The following is a 21,878-nucleotide window of genomic DNA, read 5'->3' as shown; positions in this document are numbered from 1 at the left end:
CGTCACCGGCCTGGTACCGTCCCGCCAACGGCCGAACCGGTGCCGAGCCCGACTCCCGGTTCGCCGGTCTCCGTTGCGCCGCCGTTTCGCCGCAACGCCGTTTCACCGCTGAGAGGTTGGAGCAATGCCGGACGCCGCCGTACCCCGCGATGCCGCAGGCGACAGGGCCGGGCGGGACCCGGCGGCGCGGGACGCCGCGGAGGAGGCGTCCGCCTTCTCGCACGCGCCCGTCGCCCCCGACGCCACCGCCGCGTACGGCGACCACCCCGACCAGGTGATCGACTTCTACGCGCCGCGCGGCCCCGGCGACCCGGCGCCCACCGCCTCCGCCCCGCTCGTCGTGGTGCTGCACGGCGGCGCCTGGCGGGCCCCTTACGACCGGCTCCACCTCACGCCGTTCGCGGACTTCCTCGCGCGGCGTGGCTTCGCCGTGGCCAACGTCGAGTACCGGCGCGGCGCGGACGCCCCCGGCGGGGATGCCGAGGCGCCGGTCGCGGGCCGCTGGCCGGACACGTTCGACGACGTGGCCGCCGCGCTCGACGCGCTGCCCGCCCTTCTCCGGCAGGCGCTCCCGCAGGCCGATGAGCGCCGCATCGTGCTCACCGGCCACTCGGCGGGCGGTCACCTGGCCCTGTGGGCGGCGGCCCGGCACGTCCTGCCCGCCGGCTCCGCCTGGCGCACGGACGGACCCGCCCCGCTGCGGGGTGTGGTCGCGCTCGCCCCCATCGCCGACCTCGCGACCGCCGTGGAACTGGATGTGTGCGGCGGTGCGGTGCGCCAACTTCTGGGTGAGGGCGAGGAGTTCGGAATGCGGCGGCCGTACGCCGACCCGGCCCTGCTGCTGCCGACGGGCATCGCGACGACGCTGGTGCAGGGGCGTGCGGACGTGGTCGTGCCGGAGGCGGTGGCGGAGGCGTACGCGGACGCGGCGGCGAAGGCGGGCGAACTGGTGGGCCTGACCCTCCTGGAGGAGGTCGGCCACTTCCCCCTGATCGACCCGGCGGCGGACGCCTGCGCGGTGGTCGCGGAGGAGATCGCCCAGCTGGCGTGGTGAACGGCGGCCCGCCGGCCCCTGAGGCGGCCTCGCATCCCGGCGGCCCGGGGGTGTCGAGGACCTGAGTGCCAGGGTGGCCACGGATCCGGGCACTGTGGAGCGGCTTCGGTCCGAGAGGCCCGGAGCGATCCCGGATCCGGGCGCCTGGTCGCGACCGCGGGATCTGCCTCCCCTCATACCCGTAATACCTGAGAGCTACGGCGGAGGACAGCTCCCGGGCGGGACGCGAACGATGCGGTCCGATCCGTAATTTCCCTTCCAGTCGCGCCAGTTGCGCGAGCGGAGCGGAGGGGGAGAGCCATGGGACCGGATACGGCGGTCGTCGACGGGCGGCGGGCGGTGGGCGTCACCGGAGGGGGGCGGGAGACGGCGCCGCGAGGGCCGCGGGACGGTGGCGCGGCCCGGAGACTGCGCCGAGCGGTCCGGGCGCTGCTCGCCGTCCTCGTCGTCGCGGCCGTGGTGGTGCCCCTGTCGGCGGCCGCCCGCCCCCGGATCCCCGCCCCGGCACCGGCGGATCCCGCCGCTCCGACCACGCCCGCCGCTTTGACGTCGGCCTACGCGGCGAACCGCGCCGACGCCGCGCAGGCGTCCCGCATGGCCGCCGCGCACGGTTACGCGCACCGCGCGGCCGTGGACCGAAGCCTGGCGTCCTCCTCCCGCCACCTGCTCGCCTTCGACGGCCGCGGCCCGGGCCGTGTCACGGAGGTGATCGGCGACCTGGCGCACGCGGACCGCGTCGCCGTCCTCGTCCCCGGCTCGGACACCTCGCTCGACACCTACGGCCGCTTCCGGGCGGACGCCCTCGCCCTCTCCCGGGAGCTGACCCGCCGGGCCCCCGCCGGAACACACCCGGCGGTGGTCGCCTGGCTCGGCTACGAGACACCGGACACGGTCAGCACCACGGTCCTCACCACGCGCCGCGCCGAACAGGCGGCCCCGCACCTGCGGCAGCTGGTCCGCGAGCTGCGGGTCCTGACCGGCCGCGCGGCGCGCATCGCCCCGGTGTGCCACTCCTACGGTTCGGTGGTGTGCGGCCGCGCCGCCGCGGGACTGGCCGTGTCCGACATGGTCCTGCTCGGCAGTCCCGGCACCGGCGCCGACTCCGTGGCGGCGCTGCGCACCCGTGCCCGCGTCTGGGCGGCCCGTGGCGACGACGACTGGGTGGCGAACGTGCCGCACGTCCACGCCGACCTGTTCGGCAGGACGTTCGGCTTCGGCGCCGACCCCGTGGACCCGGCCTTCGGCGCCCGGGTCTTCCCGGCCGGAAGAGGCGGCCACAGCGACTACTTCAAGCCCGGTTCCCCGTCCCTGTCCCACCTTGCCCGGATCGTCCTGGGCGCCGCGAAGGAGACCCGTGGTCACTGATCACCGCACCGTCGCGCTCACCCGTCCCGGCCGTCTACGCGTCTGCTCCCGCCCGCGCGTCTCCTTCCGCATACGCGTCTTCTCCCGTCTGCGCGCCGCCGCCCGCCGTGTCGACGCCGCCACCCCGCCGCACCGGGACCGCGCGGTGGACGCCCTGCGCGCGGGAGCGATCCTCGGAGTGGTCCTCGGGCACTGGCTGGTCACCGCGCTGGTCGCGGACCTCCGTACCCATCCTCGGCCGACGCTCCGCACCGCGAGTCCCCTGCACTTCATGCCCTGGCTGGCGCCCGTCTCCTGGGCCTTCCAGACCCTGGCCGTGTTCTTCCTGGTCGGTGGCCACGTGGCCACGCGCAGCCATCTGTCGGCCCGTGCCCGCGGTGTCACCTATCCGCGGTGGCTGCGCTCCCGTCTGTCCCGTCTGTCCAGGCCGGCCGCCGCGGTACTGGCCCTGTGGGCGCCGGCCGCCACCGCACTCCTGCTGACCGGGACGGACCCGGTCACCGTCCGCACCCTCGTCAAGCTGGCGTTGTCCCCGATGTGGTTCCTGCTGGTCTTCGCCGCGCTGACCGCCGCCACCCCGCTGCTGACCCGGCTCAGCCCGCTGTGGCCCCTGGCCGTCGTCCTGCACGTGGACGTCCTCCGCTTCGGCCTCGGCGCCCCCGACCGGCTCGGCTGGCTGAACCTGCCCGCCGGCTGGCTGGTTCCGTACGCCCTCGGCGCGGCCTGGTCCCGCGGTGAACTGGAAAGCCGCCGCGCGGGCTGGCTGCTGCTGGGCGGCGGCACGGCGGCGACCGCCGCACTCGTCGTCTGGGCGGGCTACCCGGCGTCGATGGTCGGCGTCCCGGGCGCCGCGGTCTCCAACCTGGACCCGCCCACCCTGGCCACCGTCACCTTCGGCCTCGCCCAGTGCGGCCTGGCCCTGCTGCTGCGCGATCGGCTGGGCCGAGCGATGCGCCGTCCGCTCGCCTGGGCGGCCGTGGCCCTGGTCAACCTGTCCGCGATGACGATCTTCCTCTGGCACCAGACCGCTCTGATGGCGACCACCGCCCTGGGCCTCCTCGCCGGCCGCCTGCCCGGGCTCCACACCCGCCCCGACGACCTGGAGTGGGTGGCGTACCGACTGGCCTGGCTCCCGGTCTTCGCGCTGGCGCTGGCCGTGTGCTGGACGGCGTTTCACGGCCGCGAACACGGCACCGGCCCCCGCCGCTCCCCCGTGGCCCGGACGCACCGCCCCGGAGCCGGCGAGCACGGCCCGGTTCCCGCGAGAGACCCTAGGGTGGACGCGTGATCGGAGGGGAGACCCGCGTCCGGCGAGGACTGCGGACACTGCGCGGCGACCTGTGGACCCTGGAGGCGGACCCCATGCCGCCCTCCGTCTGGCTGCGCTGGCTGCCGCACGGCATCGTGTGGCTGTTCGCCGTCGGGGTCCTGGCCGGCGGACCGGCCCAGCTCCACGAGAGCGACGGTCTGGCCCTGACGTACGCGCTCCTCATCGCGCTGTGCCAGAGCGGCGCGGTGGTGCTCGCCCTGTGGAGGCCCGTCCCGGCGTGGTGGCTGTCGACCGCCGTCACGGTGGTGGCGGCGGTCGCGGTGCACGACCGGCTGAGGGCCGACTTCGTGCGGCCCTGGCCCTGGACGTCGGCCGGGCTCATCGGCCATCTCGTCGTGCTGCTGCTGCTGGCCCTGCGGGTGCGCGTCCGCGTCGCCGTGGAGGCGCTGGCCGTGACCGCGCTGGTCACCTACGTCCTGGAAGGTCTGTGGGGCGCGGGGAGACACCAGCCCACAGGGGTCCTCGCGGTGGTCCTGTTCACGGTCGCGGTGGTCCTCGGCGCCGCTCTGCGGGGCCGCCGCGAGGCCCGCGCGGAGCTGGGCCGCCAGACCACGCTGACCGCGGAGGAACGGGCCCGCCGCACCCTCCTGGAGGAACGCAGCCGCATCGCCAGGGAACTGCACGACGTCGTCGCCCACCACATGTCGGTCATCTCCATCCAGGCACAGGTGGCGCCGTACCTGACGGAGAATCCCTCGGACGAGCTCAAGGAGAACCTCGCCGGCATCCGGCAGAACGCGCTGGAGGCGCTCGCCGAACTGCGCCGCGTGCTCGGCGTCCTGCGCTCGCCGAACCTCGAGGATCCCGACGGCCCCGGCGAACGGGGCGCCGCAGCGGCGCCGTGGGGGCCGCAGCCCACCCTCGACCGCCTCGACGCCCTGGTCGAGAACATCCGCGCCGCCGGACTGACGGTGGTCCTGGAGACCGAGGACGCCCGGAGCCGGCCGCGGCCGTATCCGCCCGGCGTGGAGCTGTCGGCGTACCGCATCGTCCAGGAGGCTCTCAGCAACGTCCTCCGGCACGCCCCGGGTTCGACGGCCCGCGTGGAGATCACCCACATCCCCGACGGCCTCTGCCTGAGTGTGGTCAACTCCCGTCCGCGGCGGCCCGTCGCGCCCTCCGCGGGCGCGGGGCACGGTCTGCTGGGCATGCGTGAGCGGGCGGCGATGCTGGGCGGCCACGTCACCGCGGTCAGGACGCTGCACGGAGGCTTCGCCGTCACCGCCTTCCTGCCCCGCGACGGCACGGCTCCCCTCGCCGGTCCCGGCCTGCCCGGTCTGACCGTGGCCCACGCCGGACCGGCCGGCGCTCCTGACTTCGTCCTCGAACCGCCGGCCGCGCCCCGTACCCCGCAGGACACCGCCGCGCCGGGCCCACCGCCCCCGACAGGAGAAGAGATCCCATGAGCAGCGGCAGCATCCGCGTCCTCATCGCCGACGACCAGCAGATGGTCCGTCAGGGCTTCGGCGTCCTGCTCGACGTCCAGCCGGGCATCGAGGTGGTCGGCCAGGCGGTGGACGGCCGGGACGCCGTCGCCAAGGTCGCCGAACTCGCCCCGGACGTCGTCCTCATGGACATCCGCATGCCCGAGCTGAACGGGATCGAGGCCACCCGCCACGTCACGGCCCACGCGCCGGGCACGCGAGTGCTGGTGCTCACCACCTTCGACCTCGACGAGTACGTGTACGAGGCGCTGTGCGCCGGAGCGTCCGGCTTCCTCCTGAAGGACGCCTCCGCCGACCAGCTGGCCGAGGCGGTGCGGGTGGTCGCGGCCGGTGACGCTCTGCTGGCGCCGGGGATCACCCGCAGGCTGATCGCCGAGTTCTCCCGGATGAACGGCAGGCCGCGCGGCCCGCTCAAGGCGCGCGTCGGCACCCTGACCGAGCGGGAGACGGAGGTGCTCGCGCTGATCGCCCAGGGCCTGTCGAACGCGGAGATCGCCGAGCGCCTCGTCGTCGCCGAGCAGACGGTGAAGACCCACGTCGGCCGCATCCTGATCAAACTGGGGCTCAGGGACCGTACCCAGGCGGCGGTGTTCGCGTACGAATCCGGGCTGGTGCGGCCCTCCGGCTACTGAGCGCGGGCCGCCCGAGGCCTACCCGTAGTACCTGAGAGGGAGGCCGCGGAACCCCTCTCACTGGGGACGCCGACGCCGGCGGTTCCCGCCTACGGTTTTCATCGTGACCGAGACGACCCAGACGCAGACGGCGCCGGACGGCGCGTTCAGCCCCTACAAGCCGCGCAGCCCGGAGTACCGGGCGGCGGCGCAGGCCCTGCGGGGGCTGCGGCAGGACCTGTTCCAGAACGCCTTCGCCTACCGTCCGCTGCCCCGCAGGGACGCCTGCGGCCCGCTGATCGGGCAGCTGCCCGGCCGGCTGCGGGAGTGGGCGGCTTGGGCGCCGCACGCACTGGTGTCCGGGATCGGCCTGCTGACCATGCTCGCCGCCTGGTCGTCCGCCGAGAGGGACCTGACGGCACCGGTGTACGGACTGTCCGCGCTGGTCCCGGTGCTGCTCACGCTGGTCCGCCCGGTGGGGGCGTTCTGGCTGGCTCTGGCGGCGGCCGTCGGCGGGTCGGTGGTCGCCGGGACCTACGACGACTGGCCGTGGCCGCCGGCGGGCTTCGTCTCCTACCTGACGGTGCTCACGGTCGTGGCGATACGCACCCGGCCGCGCACGGCGGCGTGGATGTGGGTGCTCACCGCGGGGTGCTCCTTCACCGGTAGGGCGGTGTCCGGCTACCACTACGACGACAACTCGGCGGCCATGCTGACGGCGTCCGCGTTCGTGTTGCTGGCCGTCACCGTCTGGCACATACGCCGGGACGCCGAGCAGACGGTGACCGCGCAGCAGACGGTGACCGCGCACGAGCGCTCCCGCCGCACCCTGCTGGAGGAGCGCACCACGATCGCCCGCGAACTGCACGACGTCGTGGCCCACCACATGTCCGTGGTCGCCATCCAGGCCGAGGCCGCCCCCTACCGGGTCCAGAACCCGCCGCCGGAGCTGGAGAAGGCCTTCGCCACGATCCGGGAGAACGCGGTGGCGGCCCTCACCGAACTGCGCCGGGTCCTCGGCGTGGTCCGGGCGGAGGACTACGAGGCGCCGCAGGCCCCGCAGCCCACCCTCGCCGACCTCGACACCCTGCTGGCCAACGTGCGGGACGCGGGCCTGAGCGTGGAGAAGGTGACGACCGGAGCGGTGCGCGAACTCCCGCCGGGCGTGGAGCTGTCGGCGTACCGGATCGTCCAGGAGGCCCTGAGCAACAGCCTGCGGCACGCGCCGGGCGCGACGGCCCGCGTCGAGGTCTCCTACGTCCTGGGCGGTCTCGGCCTGAGGGTCGTCAACGGTCCGATCCCGGAGGCGTATCAGGTCAAGCCGTCGCCCGGCGCCGGGCACGGCATCACCGGAATGCGGGAGCGGGTGACGATGCTGAACGGCGAGATGACGGCCGGCCCGACGGACGGCGGCGGCTACGAGGTGGCGGTGTTCCTGCCGGTCGCCGCGCCGACCGAGGACGGCGCATGACGGACCGTGCGATCCGCGTACTGATCGCGGATGATCAGATGATGGTGCGCGAGGGCTTCTCCGTCCTGCTCAACGCCATGCCGGACATCGAGGTCGTCGGCGAGGCCGTCAACGGCCGGGACGCGGTCGTGAAGGTCCGCGAGCTCTCCCCGGACGTCGTGCTGATGGACATCCGCATGCCCGAGCTGAACGGCCTGGAGGCGACGAGGGAGATCGTCGCCGCCGACGGCGCGGCGAAGGTGCTGGTGCTGACCACGTTCGACCTCGACGAGTACGTGTATCAGGCGCTGCGGGCGGGAGCCTCCGGGTTCCTGCTCAAGGACGCCTCGGCGCGGCAGCTCGCCGACGGGGTGCGGGTGGTGGCCGCCGGTGAGGCACTGCTCGCCCCCTCGGTCACCAGACGGCTGATCACGGAGTTCTCGAAGCTGGCCGAGGCGCCGCCCCGGCCGGCGGCCGCCGCGCAGGCCGCGTACGGGGACCTGACGGAGCGGGAGACGGAGGTGCTGGTACTGATCGCGGGGGGCCTGTCGAACGGGGAGATAGCGGAGCGGCTGGTGGTCGCCGAGTCCACGATCAAGACCCATGTGAGCCGGGTCCTGGTGAAACTCGGCCTGCGGGACCGCACCCAGGCGGCGGTGTTCGCCTACGAGGCACGGCTCGTCATACCGGGCTGATCGCCGAGCTCGCACCACACGTACTTGCCCCGGTTGCCGAACCTGGAGAGGGGATGCCACCCCCACACGTCCGCACAGGCCCGGACCAGACCGAGCCCCCGCCCGGACTCGTCCTCGGCCACGTCCGTCAACCGCTCGGGCGCGTCCGGCGGTTCGGGGTCCGCGTCCCACGCGCCGATCCGCAACGCCGTGCCCGACCAGCGCACCCGCAGCGCGGCGGGCCCCTTGGTGTGCAGCACGGCGTTGGTGACCAGCTCCGCCGCGAGCAGCTCGGCGACGTCCACGAGACGGATCAGCCCGTGCATCGTGAGGATCAGACGGAGGGTGCGGCGACTGATGGTGACGGCGCGCGGGTCGTTCGGGATGTAGAGGGAGTACTCCCAGGGATCGTTCTCGGGCATGCGTCGACTCCGTTCGATGAGGTGAGGGGAGTGGCGGCCTTCGGGCGGTGGCATTGCCGCACCGTCATGGCAGGACGGAGCGGTGCGCTTCCGGTGTCCCGGGGTGCCGCAGCGTGTGCGTCGCGTCACTGACGGTAGAGGAGAAATTTCTCCTCACGCAAGCCGTTGCCATAATCAGGCACCCGAACGTGGTGCGCCTGCACAGGCGTTGGTGACAGGAGCATGAATGGCGCCGAGGAGTACTCCCACAGCCCGGCAGGTGCGACTGGGCACCGAGTTGCGCAAGCTGCGCGATGCGGCGGGCCTGAAGGCGCGCGAAGCGGCGGCCTTCCTGAACTCGACTTCAGCCCAGATGAGCCAGGTGGAAGCAGGCATCTCGGGAATCAGCCCGGAGCGCGTTCGTCGCCTTGCGGCTCACTACGAATGCGGGGACGAGGAGTTCATCGAGGCCTTGGCGGCTCTGGCCGGCGAACGCTCGCGTGGTTGGTGGGACGACTACCGAGGAATCCTGCCGCAGGTGAACCTGGATGTGGCGGAGGCAGAACACCACGCGACGTTCCTACGGGAAGTCGTGATCACGTACGTGCCCGGGCTTCTCCAAACCCCGGATTACGCGCGTGCCGTCTTCAGGTACATGCGCCCGGAGCTGCCCGATAGCGAGCTGGAGCCGCGAGTGGAGCACCGGATGAGGCGGCGCACGGTGATCGAGAGCGCCGAGCCGACCCCGTACGAGACGGTGGTCCACGAATTCGCCCTGCGCATCCGGGTGGCGGACCGCCAGACGGCGGTGTCGCAGCTCCGGCTCATTCTGGATGAGATCGAGAAGGGTCACGCCACCGTACGAGTCATCCCGATCGACCGGGACGGTTTCGCCGGTGCTGACGCCTCGATGATGTACATGGGCGGACGGGTGCCGAAACTGGACACCGGGCTCCTCGACGCGCCTACCGGGACGCTGTTCATCGATGAGGAAACACACTTGGATCGGCTCCGAAAAGTCTTCCGTACCGTGAGGGAGTCGTCGCTGGGCCCCTTGGAGTCCCGGGACTTCATTCACCGGTTGACGAAGGAGCTTTGATGAACTGGCGGAAGTCCAGCTACTCCGGCGGAGGCGAGGGCAACACCTGCGTCGAGATCGCCGCCCTCCCCTCCCGTATAGCCATCCGTGACTCCAAGGACCCCGCACGTGCCGTGCTCTCCGTCCCCGCTGCCTCCTTCGCGGCCTTCGTCGAAGGGGTGAAGTGCGGGGGTGAAGTGGGGGCGGGCGGCGTCAGCCGCTGAATCCCGGCTTCTCCCGGCCGGATCGGCGGAGCTCCTGACCACGGGCCGGCTCCCCGCCTGGACGTCACCTGTCCTATCGTCCGTCCATGACGGCTGCATCCGATCTCGCCTTCGACCCGTGGGACCCGGCGTTCGTCGCCGACCCCTACCCCGCCTACGCCGAGCTGCGCGCCCGGGGCCGCGTGCTCCGCTACGAGCCCACCGGCCAGTGGCTGGTCCCGCACCACGCGGACGTCTCGGCGCTGCTGCGGGACCGGCGGCTGGGCCGCACCTACCGGCACCGGTTCACGCACGAGGAGTTCGGGCGGACGCCGCCCCCGCCGGAGCAGGAGCCGTTCCACACCCTCAACGACCACGGGATGCTCGACCTGGAGCCGCCGGACCACACCCGCATCCGGCGCCTGGTGTCCAAGGCGTTCACCCCGAGGACGGTGGAGCGGCTGAAGCCGTACGTCGAGACGCTCGCCGGCGAGCTGGTGTCCCGGCTCGTCGAGGCGGGCGGCGGCGACCTGCTCGCGGACGTCGCCGAACCCCTGCCGGTGGCGGTGATCGCCGAGATGCTCGGCATCCCGGAGGCGGACCGGCATCTGCTGCGGCCCTGGTCGGCGGCGATCTGCGGGATGTACGAGCTGAATCCGCCGGAGGAGACGGCGGCGAAGGCGGTACGGGCGTCGGTGGAGTTCTCCGACTACCTGCGCGAACTGATCGCGGCCCGCCGCGAGGAGCCCGGCGACGACCTGGTCTCCGGCCTGATCGCGGCGCACGACGAGGGCGACCGGCTGACCGAACAGGAGATGATCTCCACGGCGGTGCTGCTCCTCAACGCCGGCCACGAGGCCACCGTGAACGCGACGGTCAACGGCTGGTGGGCCCTGTTCCGCAACCCGGACCAGCTGGCGGCCCTCCGCGCCGACCACACGCTGATCCCGTCCGCCGTCGAGGAGCTGATGCGCTACGACACCCCGCTCCAGCTCTTCGAACGGTGGGTGCTGGACGACATCGAGATCGACGGCGCCACCATCCCGAGGGGCGCGGAGATCGCCATGCTCTTCGGCTCGGCCAACCACGACCCGGAGGTCTTCACCGAGCCCGGCCGGCTGGACCTCGCACGCCGCGACAACCCGCACATCTCCTTCAGCGCGGGCATCCACTACTGCATCGGCGCCCCGCTGGCCCGCATCGAACTGGCCGCCTCCATGACCGCCCTGCTGGAACGCGCCCCGGCCCTCGCCCTGGCCGCCGAGCCGGAGCGGAAGCCGAACTTCGTGATCCGGGGGCTGGAGGGGTTGCAAGTGACGGTGCGGTGATCACCTGATCGGCTGATCTCCGCGCGACCGCGTCCGGCGCCGCCACCTCGCCCGGCAAGCTGGTGCACGCCTACGAGTGGAGGCAGCATGACGGTTATGGCAGAGCGCACGTCGCACGCGTCCCAGATGTCGGTCGAGGAGTTCGAGAGGATCGCCGCGTACGCGGCCAAGGAGACCGACGACGCCGTCAGGTTCGAGTTCATCGACGGGCGGATCGGGGCCAAGCGAGTGCCGGACGGCGACTACAACACCATCGACATGTGGCTGATGCGGCAGTGCATGCAGGCGAGACCCGACCTGGACCTGTACCAGGGGCAAGGGCTGAAGGTGGAGAAGTACCGCAAGGGTCGGGCCCGCCCGGACGGGGTGCTCGTGCCCGCCGCGCACTTCGCCGGGCACGGTGAGTGGGCACCGGCCGAGGGCGTGCTCCTCGTGCTGGAGGTCACGTCGTACGACTCCGACACCGACCGGCGTGACCGGCAGGAGAAGCCCGTGGCGTACGGCGCGGCGGGCATCCCGTGTTACCTGCTGGTCGACCGTGACGACTGCTCGGTCACGCTGTTCAGCGAACCCGGGGCGGAACGGGGGTACGGCAGCACGGTCAGGAAATCCTTCGGTGGCGTGCTGTCACTGCCGGAACCGCTGGGGATCGAACTCGACACCACCGAACTGAAGCAGTACGCCGACTGAATCGTCCAGGCGCCGGCCCCGCCGCCGACCCGGTACCGCCGGTCCCGACGACCGCAAGCCCGACGGCGGGTGACCGTCGCGGACGCGGCCGTCCGGTCGGCCGACGGGCCCGCGGTCACACCACCGGCCGTCCCACGCCGCCACGGACCGAAAGCATGGCTGAGCCCGGCCTCCGGCCGACTCACCCGTCGGCTCCTTGGCCCGTCACCGGCACCACCAGCCCCCAGGCGTCCTCCCGTACCCGCCACGTCCGCGTCCGCACCGGTCCGGACACCGTCGCGTCCGCCCGGTAGCGGAAGTCCGCTCCGGAGACGGTCACCGTGCGTCCCCGCGCCAGCAGCGGCGACGCCTCCGCGCCGGGCCCCGACACCGGCCGTACCTCCACCTGTGCCTTGCCGGACTCGCCCGGCGCGACCGACACCGCCTCCACCGGCTGGTCCAGGTCCACGACCGTCTCCCCGTCGACCTCCACCCGCAGCCGTGCGGGCCCGGGCCCGGCGTCGGCGGCCGGCCGGGGGGGGCGGGTCACCAGGGTCCGCACCAGCGACTGGCAGGTGCGCAGCCAGTCACGGCCCGCGCCCAGGCCCGCTCCCGGGCCCGCGCCGACCACCGTGGCCCCCGCCTCCAGGTCCCGTGCCACCAGCGGCGGAATGCGCAGCGCCCCCAGCACCACGCCGTCGCTGTCGTCGACGAGCAGGTCGAGCCGGCGCACCGCGCCGTCCAGGACCGCCCGGGCCGCCGCCACCGGCCCTGTGGGCACGCCCAGCGAACGGGCCAGGGACACGGCCGCCCCGACCGGCACCGCCGAGAGCGCGCAGCCGGCCAGTTCACGGCGCCGGTGCAGCACGGACACCGCCCGCAGCAGCGCCCGGTCGTCCCCGATCACCACCGGCCGCCGTGACCCGCGCCGCGCCAGCGCCCGGGCGAACTCCTCCGGGTCCTCGGGCAGGCACACCTTCACCGCGGCGCCCGCGCCGAGCACGTCCTTCGCGATCCGCACGGACTCCCCGTCCGTCCGCCGGGCGACCGGGTCGATGACCACCAGCAGCTGTTCGGACGTCGGATATGTCGCCACCTCGGTCCTGCCTCGCTTCCTCGGGTAGCATCTTTGTGCAAGAGCCCCTTGCGCTATTGCGCCAGGGGCTTCGTCTATTCCGGGGCATCCGGTCCGACGGTTGTGTGCGGCCGAAGACGGTCGCGCGGTGTACGCGGCGGTGAACCCGCGTACGCCCCTGACCTTGGACATGCCCCGCCCGGAAGGGGTGTACGCGCGTGCCCGCACTTGTGCTGCTCGGTGCTCAGTGGGGTGACGAAGGCAAGGGAAAGGCCACCGACCTGCTCGGCGGCTCAGTGGACTATGTAGTGCGTTATCAGGGCGGCAACAACGCCGGCCACACGGTCGTCGTCGGCGACCAGAAGTATGCACTGCACCTCCTCCCTTCCGGAATCCTGTCTCCCGGTTGTACGCCGGTGATCGGCAACGGAGTCGTCGTCGACCCGTCGGTCCTGCTCTCCGAGCTGAGCGGTCTGAACGAGCGCGGCGTCGACACGTCGAAGCTCCTGATCAGCGGAAACGCTCACATCATCACGCCGTACAACGTCACCGTCGACAAGGTGACGGAACGCTTCCTCGGCAAGCGGAAGATCGGCACCACCGGGCGCGGCATCGGCCCGACCTACGCGGACAAGATCAACCGCGTGGGCATCCGGGTCCAGGACCTGTACGACGAGTCGATCCTGACCCAGAAGGTCGAGGCGGCTCTCGAGGCCAAGAACCAGATCCTGACCAAGCTGTACAACCGCCGCGCGATCGCCGCCGGCCAGGTGGTCGAGGAGCTGCTGGGCTACGCCGAGCAGATCAAGCCGTACGTCGCCGACACCGTGCTGGTCCTCAACCAGGCGCTGGAGGACGACAAGGTGGTCCTCTTCGAGGGCGGCCAGGGCACGCTGCTGGACATCGACCACGGCACCTACCCGTTCGTCACCTCGTCCAACCCGACGGCGGGCGGCGCCTGCACCGGTTCCGGCGTGGGCCCGACGAAGATCAGCCGGGTCATCGGCATCCTCAAGGCCTACACGACCCGAGTCGGCTCGGGCCCCTTCCCGACCGAGCTGCTCGACGAGGACGGCGAGGCGCTGCGCCGCATCGGCGGCGAGCGCGGTGTGACCACCGGCCGCGACCGCCGCTGCGGCTGGTTCGACGCGGTGATCGCCCGCTACGCCACCCGCGTGAACGGCCTGACCGACTTCTTCCTCACCAAGCTGGACGTCCTCACCGGCTGGGAGCAGATCCCGGTCTGCGTCGCCTACGAGATCGACGGCCGGCGCGTCGAGGAGCTGCCGTACTCGCAGACCGACTTCCACCACGCGAAGCCCGTCTACGAGTACCTCCCCGGCTGGCAGGAGGACATCACGAAGGCCAAGACCTTCGGTGACCTCCCGAAGAACGCCCAGGCCTACGTCAAGGCCCTGGAGGAGATGTCCGGCGCCCCGATCTCCGCGATCGGCGTCGGCCCGGGCCGCGACGAGACGATCGAGATCAACTCGTTCATCTGAGGCGGGCCCCGCGCGTGACGCGGACCCACGGGGCGGCCGGCACGGATCTTCCGTGCCGGCCGCCCCGCCGTGTGCCCGTGTTCCCTCCGGCCGCCCCGTCGGCCGTCCTGCCGTGCGCCCCCGCCGCATGCCGGCTGCCCCGTCCGCACGCCATGCCGTTCCTTGACCTGGACATGGTCTGCTCCTGGTTCCCGGCCGGGCGGGCCGAGGCCACGCTCTACGCGTGTAGTTGCCCGTACCGCCCGTGTCTCACGCCCAGGAGAACCGCATGCCGGCAAGCCCCCTGAACCGCCGTCAGTTCATGCAGAAGTCGGCCGCGACGTCGGCGGCGGTGGCCGCCGCCTCAGTGGCCGGGACCGGTACGGCGCAGGCCGCCGAGGCGCACGGCGGGCCGCACCCGTCGCACCACGGGCCGCGCACCTGGTCGTTCTCCATCCTGGGCACCACCGACCTGCACAGCCACGTCTTCGACTGGGACTACTACACCGACGCCGCCTACAAGGACGCCCAGGGCGACTCCGTCGGCGTCGCCCGCGTCGCCACGCTCGTCGAGCGGCAGCGCGCGGCCAAGGGCGAGGACCGGGTGCTGCTCGTCGACGCCGGCGACATCATCCAGGGGACGTCGCTGGCGTACTACTTCGCGCGCGTGGACCCCATCACCGGCAAGGGCGGCCACAAGGGGCCCGCGCATCCGATGGCCGTGGCCATGAACCACATGCGCTACGACGCCGCCGCCCTCGGCAACCACGAGTTCAACTACGGCATCGACGTGCTGCGCGAGTTCGAGAAGCAGTGCGACTTCCCGCTGCTCGGCGCCAACGCGCTGGACGCCAGGACGCTGCGGCCCGCCTTCCAGCCGTACGCAGTCAAGCGGATCCGGGTCCCCGGAGCCCCCGACATCAAGGTGGGCGTCCTCGGCCTGACCAACCCCGGCATCGCGCTGTGGGACAAGGACAACGTCAGCGGGAAGATGGCCTTCACCGGGCTGGTGGAGCAGGCGAGGAAGTACGTGCCGAGGCTGCGCGCCCTCGGCTGCGACGTCGTCTTCCTCACCGACCACTCGGGCCTGGACGGCAGTTCCTCCTACGGAGACGAGCTGCCGTACGTGGAGAACGCCTCCAACCTCGTCGCCGAACAGGTCCCCGGCATCGACGCGATCCTGGTGGGCCACACCCACGTCGAGGTGTCGTCGTACACGGTGAGGAACGAGCAGACCGGCAAGGACGTCGTCCTGTCCGAGCCGTACTGCTACGGCATGCGGTTGACCGTCTTCGACTTCGACCTCGAACTGCGCCACGGCCGCTGGCAGGTCACCGAGGTGAAGGCGCAGACCCTCGACCCGAAGGACGCCGAGGAGGACCCGGAGATCACCCGGCTCCTGAAGGCCGACCACGAGCTGGTGGTCACGTACGTCAACACCCCGGTCGGCACCTGTACGCAGGACCTCTCGGGGGCCGAGGCGTGCTGGCGCGACGTGCCCATCATGGACTTCATCCACGAGGTCCAGTCCAAGTCCGTGGCCGCCGGGCTGTCGGCGGCGGACGCGGCGCTGCCGCTGGTCTCCGTCGCCGCGCCGTTCAGCCGCACGGCCGACATCCCGGCCGGCGACGTGACGATCCGCGACATCGCGGGGCTCTACATCTACGACAACACGCTGTACGCCAAGAAGCTCACCGGCGCCCAGCTGAAGGACTACCTGGAGTACGCGGCGAAGTACTACCACCGGGTCCCGGCCGGCACGAAGGTGGACACCGCCACCCTGACCAACGCCAACAGCTTCTGGGACTACATGTACGACACCGCGGCCGGCGTCGACTACGAGATCGACATCGCCGAGCCGGAGGGCTCCCGGATCAAGAACCTCTCCTACCGGGGCGCGCCGGTCGCCGCCGACCAGGTCTTCGTCGTCGCGGTGAACAACTACCGCGCCAACGGCGGCTCCGGCTACCCGCACATCGCGAGCGCCGAGATCGCCTACAGCTCCACCGACGAGATCCGCCAGCTGATGATCGACTACGTCACCGGCAAGGGCAGCCTCGACCCGGCCGATTTCGCGGCCGTCAACTGGAAGCTGACCCAGGCCGGGACGCCGGTGTTCTGATCCCTCCGGCCGGCCCCCCTGCGGGGCCGGCCCGTCCCGGCCCTCAGCTGAACACGATCATCGAGCCCTGGGCCAGGCTGCGCGTCGCCGCCGCGTGCAGGCCGAGCCAGACGTGGCGCTCGCGGGCGAAGGGACTCGGGTCGTAGGGGGCGGGCGCGGCCGGCTGCTCCAGCTCCGTGGGGGCCGTCGGCGGCGCCGGGGGAGCGGGCGGGTTGGCCGGGTCGATGCCGATGGCCGGCGCGACGTGCTCCAGTTCCCGCAGGAGCCCCTGAGAGGAACCCAACGGTCCGCCGCTCGACAGGAGTTCGTCGTTGGACAGGGGGTGCGGGAAGTCCAGCGGGACGTAGGCGCCCGCGTGGTCGTAGTGCCAGACCAGATGGGACTGCTGGGCCGTCGACTCGAACATCTCCAGCAACTGCTCGTAGTCTCCGCCCAGTTCGTCGACCGGGGTGAGCGGCAGGCCGCACAGCTGGAGGAGGTGGGCGCGGCGCAGGAAGTGCAGCGCGTCGTAGTCGAAGCCGGCCACCGGCGCGACGTCTCCGGACAGGCCCGGCATGTACTGGTACACCGGCACCGGCGGCAGCCCGTTCTGCGCCAACGCCGCGTTGTACTGCGCGAGTTCCTCGGCGAACGGGTTGTCGGGCGTGTGGCACAACACGTCGACGAGCGGTACCAGCCACAGGTCACAGGCCAAGGAGGGCTCCTCCCGTAGAAGAGTGGGCGCGGCGAGGCGCGTGTGTTCGGTGGATCGCGATGTCGTGGGGGCGGCGGTCGGGGTGACCGGGCGCGGTGCCCGGGGGAGTGTAGAGCGTAGTCGGTGCGGTGCCCGTCAGCTCCTCCCGTGCAGATCCCATACCCATACCCCGCCGGTCCACTTACCCTCCCGGCCCACCAGCCGGAAGAGCACCTCGCGCAGCCGGTCGTCGTTCTGCTGGGGGGCAAGGACCAGGACGCCCGCGTGCCAGTGGGCGAAGTCCTGCCGCGCCTGCCGCCGCCGCGTCTCGTCGATCGGCGGGACGACGCCGGTGTAGCGCACGTCCCGCAGCATGCTCGACGTCGGCCGGGGCACGGCGCCGTAGATGCCGACGCGGTCGGGACCGTAGGGGCCGTTGAAGTAACCGCCGGGCAGCCGGAAGCCGAGGTGGGCCGCCGTCTGCCAGTGCAGCGCCTCCGCCGCGCCGGGGTCGGGCAGCGGGACGGGCACCAGCGACTCGCCGTCGCGCAGGTACGGCTTCCACATGCCGTCGGCGATGAACGCCGGCACCGGGGCCCGGTCGACCGCCTTCAGCGGGGCCGGGACCAGCGGGAGCAGGGCGAGGCTCACCGCGAGCAGGCCGCCGTAGAGCGTGCGCGGGCGGGCGCCCGACAGCCGGGCGAGGGCGAGCGCGAGCAGCATGCCGAGCGCGGGCGCGCAGACCATCGCGACCCGGCTCTCGATGACCGACTCGAACAGCGGCCGGTGGGCGAGCAGGGCCCACGGGCCCGGGTAGACGGTGTGGGTCAGCGGCAGGCGGAACCTGGGGCCCAGGGACAGGAACGCCGCACCGGCCGCCGTCACCGCCAGCGCCTTGACCAGCGCGGACTCCCACAGTCGTACGGTGATCGCGAAGGTGACCAGGATCAGCGGCCAGCCGTAGAAGGCGTTCTGCTCGGTGGGGTTCGAGGCGAGCGCGTTCGCGCTCTGCGCGTCGCCCGCGAACAGGGAACGCTCGGCGAAGGCCAGCAGCGCCAGCGGGCTGTTGCCCGCGTTGTCGCCGTGCAGGACGCTGCCGTAGCTCTGCGGGCCCGTGAACTGCCAGTACAGCGGGAAGGCGACGATCGGCAGGCAGACGGCGCCGGCGGTCAGCAGCCCCTTCAGCAGCGGCCGCCAGGCAGCCCGGGCCACGTCCGGGCGGGCCGCCCCGTACGCGACGGCGAACAGCGTCATGCCGATCGCGGCCAGCAGCAGCGGCTCCTCGCCCAGGAAGACCTGGTACGCCGCCATCAGCCCGAGCAAGATCCCGTCCCGCCGGACGCGGGCGCCCGCGCACAGCCGCAGCGCACGGTCGACGATCAGCGGCACCATGAACAGGATCACGAAGTTGGGGTGCGCGTTGGCGTGGCTGACCATCGGCGGGGCGAAGGCGGCCAGCGACGCGCCGACCACGGCCGCGCCCCGGTGCGCCGTCACGCGCCGGACGATCAGCCAGTACCAGGCGGCGGCCGTCGCGGCGAGCCCCAGCGCCATGCAGACGCTGAGCGAGACGGCGGGGCCGAAGGCGAGCGTGAGGGGAGCGAAGGGCACGGACAGGCCGAGCATGGCCGTGTTCGCCATCAGGTTCACGCCGTCGGGGAAGTTCTGGAGGTCGGTGAACAGGGGATTGTGCGGGTGGGCGACGCTGTCGGCGACGACGGTGAAGAACCACTCCCACTGGTTCTGGTCCTGCATCGAGTCGGGCAGGTAGCGGTGGGCCGGGTCGAAGAGGCGGCCCGAGTACAGGGTCACCGACATCAGCAGGAACAGGACGGCGGCGAACAGGTCGGCGGGCCGCACCGAACGGGCCCGCAACCGGGCCAGCTCGGCGAGGACCCGGCCGTAGTCGAGGGGGCCGACCTTGGAACCGGGCCGGTGGGACCAGCGGACCGGGACCTCGGCGACGGGCCAGCCGGCCCGGTGGAAGTGCTGGAGGACCTCCACGTCGATGCCCCAGCCGTTGAGCCGGGTGGCGGCGAAGGCCGCGCGGGCGCGCTCGCCGTCGAACAGCTTGAAACCGCACTGGGTGTCGCGTATCCCGGGCACCGCGACCCGCCGGATGAGGACGTTCCCGGCGTGGCCGAGGAGTTCGCGGACCCGGTGCTGGTGGTGCTCTATCGACGCGCCGGGCACGGAACGGGAGCCGATCGCGGCGGCGGTGTCCTCGCCGATCGCCTCGTCGAGACGCTCCAGCTCCTCGATGGGGGCGGCCAGGTCGGCGTCGGTCAGCAGCACGCGCCGGCCGCGGGTGGCGGCGACGCCCAGGCGCAGCGCGTGCCCCTTGCCGCGGTTGCGGTCGCCGGTCACCAGCCGGACGCGCGGGTCCCGGCGTGCGGTGACGAGGCCGGCGGTGCCGTCGGTGGACCCGTCGTCGGCGACGACGACCTCCCACTCGCCGAATCGGGCCGCTCCGGCGCCCAGGTAGGCGGTGACGGCGTCGAGGGAGGGCCCGAGCCGCTCCTCCTCGTTGTAGGCGGGGATGACGACCGACAGGTCGACGGTCCGGTCGTCGGGTGCGGCGCCGTCGGCGGCGGCCCGGTCGGCGGCGGCCTCGCTCATGCGCCGGCCGGCCGGTCGAGCAGGGTGAGCGAGTGCGCGTGGTGGTCGGCGACGATCGCGCGGGCCGCCGGTATGTCGTCGCGGGCGAGGGCGTCCACGAGCTCGGTGTGGCCGGTCCACAGCAGGCCGCGCAGATCGTCGTGGCGGCGCAGGTGCTGCACCGCGCACACCCAGGACCGCACGCGCAGCCGGTGCAGGAAGTCGGAGAGGTGGGCGTTGCCGAACAGGGCGCTCAGCTCCCGCCAGAACCGCAGGTCGTAGCCGATCAGCACGGTCAGGTCGCCCGCGGTGGCCGCCCGCTGCGCCTCCTCGCCGCGCCGGCGCACCCCGGCGAGCGTGGCGGCCGTCCGCAGGTCCAGCGGAGGGCGGAGGCGGGGCGGGACGGGCGCGGTGGCCCCTTCGGACGCGGCGGACGCGGCGGGCGTGGTGGCCCGGGGCGCCTTGGAGGCCAGGATCGCGCGGCCGGTGCCGTGGGCCCCCTCGACGAGAGCCCGGAACATGCCGTCGGTGACCAGGCCGCGCGCCTCGATCATCTCGACGAAGTCGGCCGGCGAGTACTCGTGCACCCGGAAGCCGCGGTGCTGGTCGGCCTCCAGCAGCCCCTGCGCGGCCAGGTCGACGAGCGCCTCCCGCACGGGCGTCGCGGAGACCCCGTACTGCTCGGCTATCTCCTTGACCGTGAACTCCTGCCCCGGCTGCAGCCGCCCCGCCAGCACCTCGTCGCGCAACGCGTCCGCGATCTGCTGGCGCAGGGTGCTGCGCGTCACGGCGGCCGGGCCGCTGATGCCGGGCATGGTCGGAGCGTCTCCCTTACGCGTGCGAGTGGCGTGCTCGTACATCTGTCCCTACGAGCACGCCACCTTACGCGTTCGGGTCTTCCGCTATCGCGGTGTCACTCGGTGTGCTCGTCGGCCACGGACAGCGCCGCGTCCAGGGCCGACAGCCCCTCCTTCAGCTCCGCCTCGCTCGCGTTGCACGGCGGGACGACATGGGTGCGGTTCATGTTCACGAAGGGCCACAGGCCGTGGGCCTTCGCGGCGGCGGCGAAGGCGGCCATCGGCGCGTTCGCCTCGCCGGCCGCGTTGTAGGGGACCAGCGGTTCGCGGGTCTCGCGGTTCCGCACCAGCTCCAGCGCCCAGAACATGCCGACGCCGCGCACCTCGCCGACGCTCGGGTGCCGCTCGGCCAGCGCGCGCAGCCCCGGCTCCACGACCTCGGCGCCGAGCCGGGCGGCGTTCTCGACGACGCCCTCCTCGGCCATCGTGTTGATCGTCGCGACGGCGGCGGCGCACGCCAGCGGATGCCCGGAGTACGTCAGCCCGCCCGGGTAGGCCCGCTTGCCGAACGTCTCGGCGATCGCCCCGGAGATCGCGACGCCGCCGAGCGGCACATAGCCGGAGTTGACGCCCTTGGCGAAGGTCATCAGGTCCGGCACGACACCGGACAGGTCGGCGGCGAACCACTCGCCGGTGCGCCCGAACCCGGCCATGACCTCGTCCAGGACGAACACGATCCCGTACTTGTCGCAGATCTCCCGCACCCCGGCGAGGTAGCCGGGCGGCGGCACCATGATCCCCGCCGTGCCCGGGATCGTCTCCAGGACGACCGCGGCGACGGTCGAGGGCCCCTCGAAGGCGATCGTCGTCTCCAGATGCTCCAGCGCCCGCGCGCACTCCTGCTCCTCGGTCTCGGCGTAGAAGCGGGAGCGGTAGAGGAACGGCGCCCAGAAGTGGACGACCCCCGCCGAGCCGTTGTCGGAGGCCCAGCGGCGCGGGTCGCCGGTGACGTTCACGGCCTGCTGCGTGCCGCCGTGGTAGGAGCGGTACGCCGACAGCACCTTGGGCCGCCCGGTGTGCAGCCGCGCCATGCGGATCGCGTGCTCGACGGCGTCGGCGCCGCCGTTGGTGAAGAAGATCTTGTCGAGGTCGCCCGGCGTCCGCTCGGCGATCAGCCGCGCCGCCTCCGAGCGCGCCTCGACGGCGAACGCCGGCGCGAACGTGGTCATCGACGCGGCCTGCTCCTGGATCGCGGCGACGACCTTGGGGTGCTGGTAGCCGATGTTGGTGAAGACGAGCCCGCTGGTGAAGTCCAGATAGCGCTTGCCGTCGTAGTCCCAGAAGTACGACCCTTCGGCGCCGGCCACGGCCGGCGGGTCGATGAGGTCCTGCGCGGACCAGGAGTGGAACACGTGGGCACGGTCGGCGGCCTTGACGGCGGCACCGGCTTCGGGGTTCGGCCGGGGCGGCTGAGAGGGCTGAGGGGTCATACCGCGAGCCTAGGACCCGGGCCGCCGGGCCCGG

19 protein-coding genes are annotated in these 21,878 nt (G+C 72.7%); 13 read left to right on the top strand and 6 right to left on the bottom strand.

What is annotated here, in order from left to right; translation table 11 throughout:
- Positions 1-124 precede the first annotated feature (124 nt).
- The 7 genes from ACH5A8_RS10345 (at position 125) to ACH5A8_RS10315 (ending at position 7,950) form a co-directional block, all read left to right on the top strand.
- Entirely contained in the window at positions 125-1,054 is a 930-nt protein-coding gene (locus ACH5A8_RS10345; RefSeq protein WP_399000107.1) for an alpha/beta hydrolase, read from the top strand.
- 300 nt (positions 1,055-1,354) lie between these two features.
- Positions 1,355-2,419, top strand: coding sequence for an alpha/beta hydrolase (locus ACH5A8_RS10340; RefSeq protein ID WP_399000105.1), 1,065 nt, complete (start codon positions 1,355-1,357; stop codon positions 2,417-2,419).
- An 88-nt stretch (positions 2,420-2,507) separates the two neighbouring features.
- On the top strand, positions 2,508-3,707 hold the full coding sequence (locus ACH5A8_RS10335; protein ID WP_399000652.1) for an acyltransferase: 1,200 nt from the start codon (positions 2,508-2,510) through the stop codon (positions 3,705-3,707).
- 74 nt (positions 3,708-3,781) lie between these two features.
- Positions 3,782-5,155 carry a sensor histidine kinase gene (locus ACH5A8_RS10330; protein WP_399000651.1) on the top strand — a complete coding sequence of 458 codons (1,374 nt, stop codon included), beginning with the start codon at positions 3,782-3,784 and terminating at the stop codon, positions 5,153-5,155.
- On the top strand, positions 5,152-5,826 hold the full coding sequence (locus ACH5A8_RS10325; RefSeq protein ID WP_399000103.1) for a response regulator: 675 nt from the start codon (positions 5,152-5,154) through the stop codon (positions 5,824-5,826). Before ACH5A8_RS10330 ends, ACH5A8_RS10325 begins: the two co-directional genes overlap by 4 nt.
- A 103-nt stretch (positions 5,827-5,929) precedes the next feature.
- Positions 5,930-7,276 carry a sensor histidine kinase gene (locus ACH5A8_RS10320; RefSeq protein WP_399000100.1) on the top strand — a complete coding sequence of 449 codons (1,347 nt, stop codon included), beginning with the start codon at positions 5,930-5,932 and terminating at the stop codon, positions 7,274-7,276.
- On the top strand, positions 7,273-7,950 hold the full coding sequence (locus tag ACH5A8_RS10315) for a response regulator (RefSeq protein WP_399000098.1): 678 nt from the start codon (positions 7,273-7,275) through the stop codon (positions 7,948-7,950). The genes ACH5A8_RS10320 and ACH5A8_RS10315 overlap by 4 nt, the downstream gene beginning before the upstream one ends.
- Here ACH5A8_RS10315 and ACH5A8_RS10310 read toward each other — a convergent pair.
- Positions 7,920-8,351: an ATP-binding protein gene (locus ACH5A8_RS10310; protein ID WP_399000097.1), complete on the bottom strand. Its 432-nt coding sequence runs from the start codon at positions 8,349-8,351 to the stop codon at positions 7,920-7,922. The two genes, ACH5A8_RS10315 and ACH5A8_RS10310, sit on opposite strands and share 31 nt — an antisense overlap.
- Before the next feature lie 226 nt (positions 8,352-8,577).
- Between ACH5A8_RS10310 and ACH5A8_RS10305 the strand changes: the two genes are divergently transcribed.
- The 4 genes from ACH5A8_RS10305 to ACH5A8_RS10290 all read left to right on the top strand — a co-directional run bounded on the left by ACH5A8_RS10305 (position 8,578) and on the right by ACH5A8_RS10290 (position 11,629).
- On the top strand, positions 8,578-9,429 hold the full coding sequence (locus tag ACH5A8_RS10305; protein ID WP_399000096.1) for a helix-turn-helix domain-containing protein: 852 nt from the start codon (positions 8,578-8,580) through the stop codon (positions 9,427-9,429).
- The gene (locus ACH5A8_RS10300) at positions 9,429-9,632 is read left to right on the top strand and encodes a DUF397 domain-containing protein (protein WP_399000094.1); all 204 of its coding nucleotides are present in this window, start codon (positions 9,429-9,431) and stop codon (positions 9,630-9,632) included. Before ACH5A8_RS10305 ends, ACH5A8_RS10300 begins: the two co-directional genes overlap by 1 nt.
- An 86-nt stretch (positions 9,633-9,718) precedes the next feature.
- Entirely contained in the window at positions 9,719-10,939 is a 1,221-nt protein-coding gene (locus ACH5A8_RS10295) for a cytochrome P450 (RefSeq protein ID WP_399000092.1), read from the top strand.
- An 87-nt stretch (positions 10,940-11,026) separates the two neighbouring features.
- Positions 11,027-11,629, top strand: coding sequence for a Uma2 family endonuclease (locus tag ACH5A8_RS10290; RefSeq protein WP_399000090.1), 603 nt, complete (start codon positions 11,027-11,029; stop codon positions 11,627-11,629).
- A gap of 181 nt (positions 11,630-11,810) precedes the next feature.
- Here ACH5A8_RS10290 and ACH5A8_RS10285 read toward each other — a convergent pair whose 3' ends face one another.
- Positions 11,811-12,704 carry a diacylglycerol kinase family protein gene (locus ACH5A8_RS10285; protein WP_399000088.1) on the bottom strand — a complete coding sequence of 298 codons (894 nt, stop codon included), beginning with the start codon at positions 12,702-12,704 and terminating at the stop codon, positions 11,811-11,813.
- Positions 12,705-12,901: 197 nt separating this feature from the next.
- Between ACH5A8_RS10285 and ACH5A8_RS10280 the strand changes: the two genes are divergently transcribed.
- Entirely contained in the window at positions 12,902-14,185 is a 1,284-nt protein-coding gene (locus ACH5A8_RS10280; protein WP_399000086.1) for an adenylosuccinate synthase, read from the top strand.
- 268 nt (positions 14,186-14,453) lie between these two features.
- A complete protein-coding gene (locus ACH5A8_RS10275) occupies positions 14,454-16,286 on the top strand; it encodes a bifunctional metallophosphatase/5'-nucleotidase (RefSeq protein WP_399000084.1) in 1,833 nt (610 codons plus the stop codon).
- Between the two features lie 43 nt (positions 16,287-16,329).
- Here ACH5A8_RS10275 and ACH5A8_RS10270 read toward each other — a convergent pair whose 3' ends face one another.
- The 4 genes from ACH5A8_RS10270 to ACH5A8_RS10255 form a co-directional block, all read right to left on the bottom strand.
- Positions 16,330-16,980, bottom strand: coding sequence for a hypothetical protein (locus tag ACH5A8_RS10270; RefSeq protein WP_399000082.1), 651 nt, complete (start codon positions 16,978-16,980; stop codon positions 16,330-16,332).
- Positions 16,981-17,115: 135 nt separating this feature from the next.
- Positions 17,116-19,578 (bottom strand): dolichyl-phosphate beta-glucosyltransferase, encoded by a 2,463-nt coding sequence (locus tag ACH5A8_RS10265; RefSeq protein WP_399000080.1) that lies wholly within the window; start codon positions 19,576-19,578, stop codon positions 17,116-17,118.
- Positions 19,575-20,372 carry a GntR family transcriptional regulator gene (locus ACH5A8_RS10260; protein ID WP_399000078.1) on the bottom strand — a complete coding sequence of 266 codons (798 nt, stop codon included), beginning with the start codon at positions 20,370-20,372 and terminating at the stop codon, positions 19,575-19,577. Before ACH5A8_RS10260 ends, ACH5A8_RS10265 begins: the two co-directional genes overlap by 4 nt.
- A gap of 98 nt (positions 20,373-20,470) precedes the next feature.
- Positions 20,471-21,844, bottom strand: coding sequence for an aspartate aminotransferase family protein (locus tag ACH5A8_RS10255; RefSeq protein ID WP_399000075.1), 1,374 nt, complete (start codon positions 21,842-21,844; stop codon positions 20,471-20,473).
- Between the last annotated feature and the right edge of the window lie 34 nt (positions 21,845-21,878).

This window comes from Streptomyces sp. NPDC018610 (assembly GCF_044391765.1).
Taxonomy (GTDB): Bacteria; Actinomycetota; Actinomycetes; order Streptomycetales; family Streptomycetaceae; genus Streptomyces.
The sequence above is the reverse complement of the archived record's forward strand: the minus strand, read 5'-3'. Positions and strand labels throughout refer to the sequence as shown.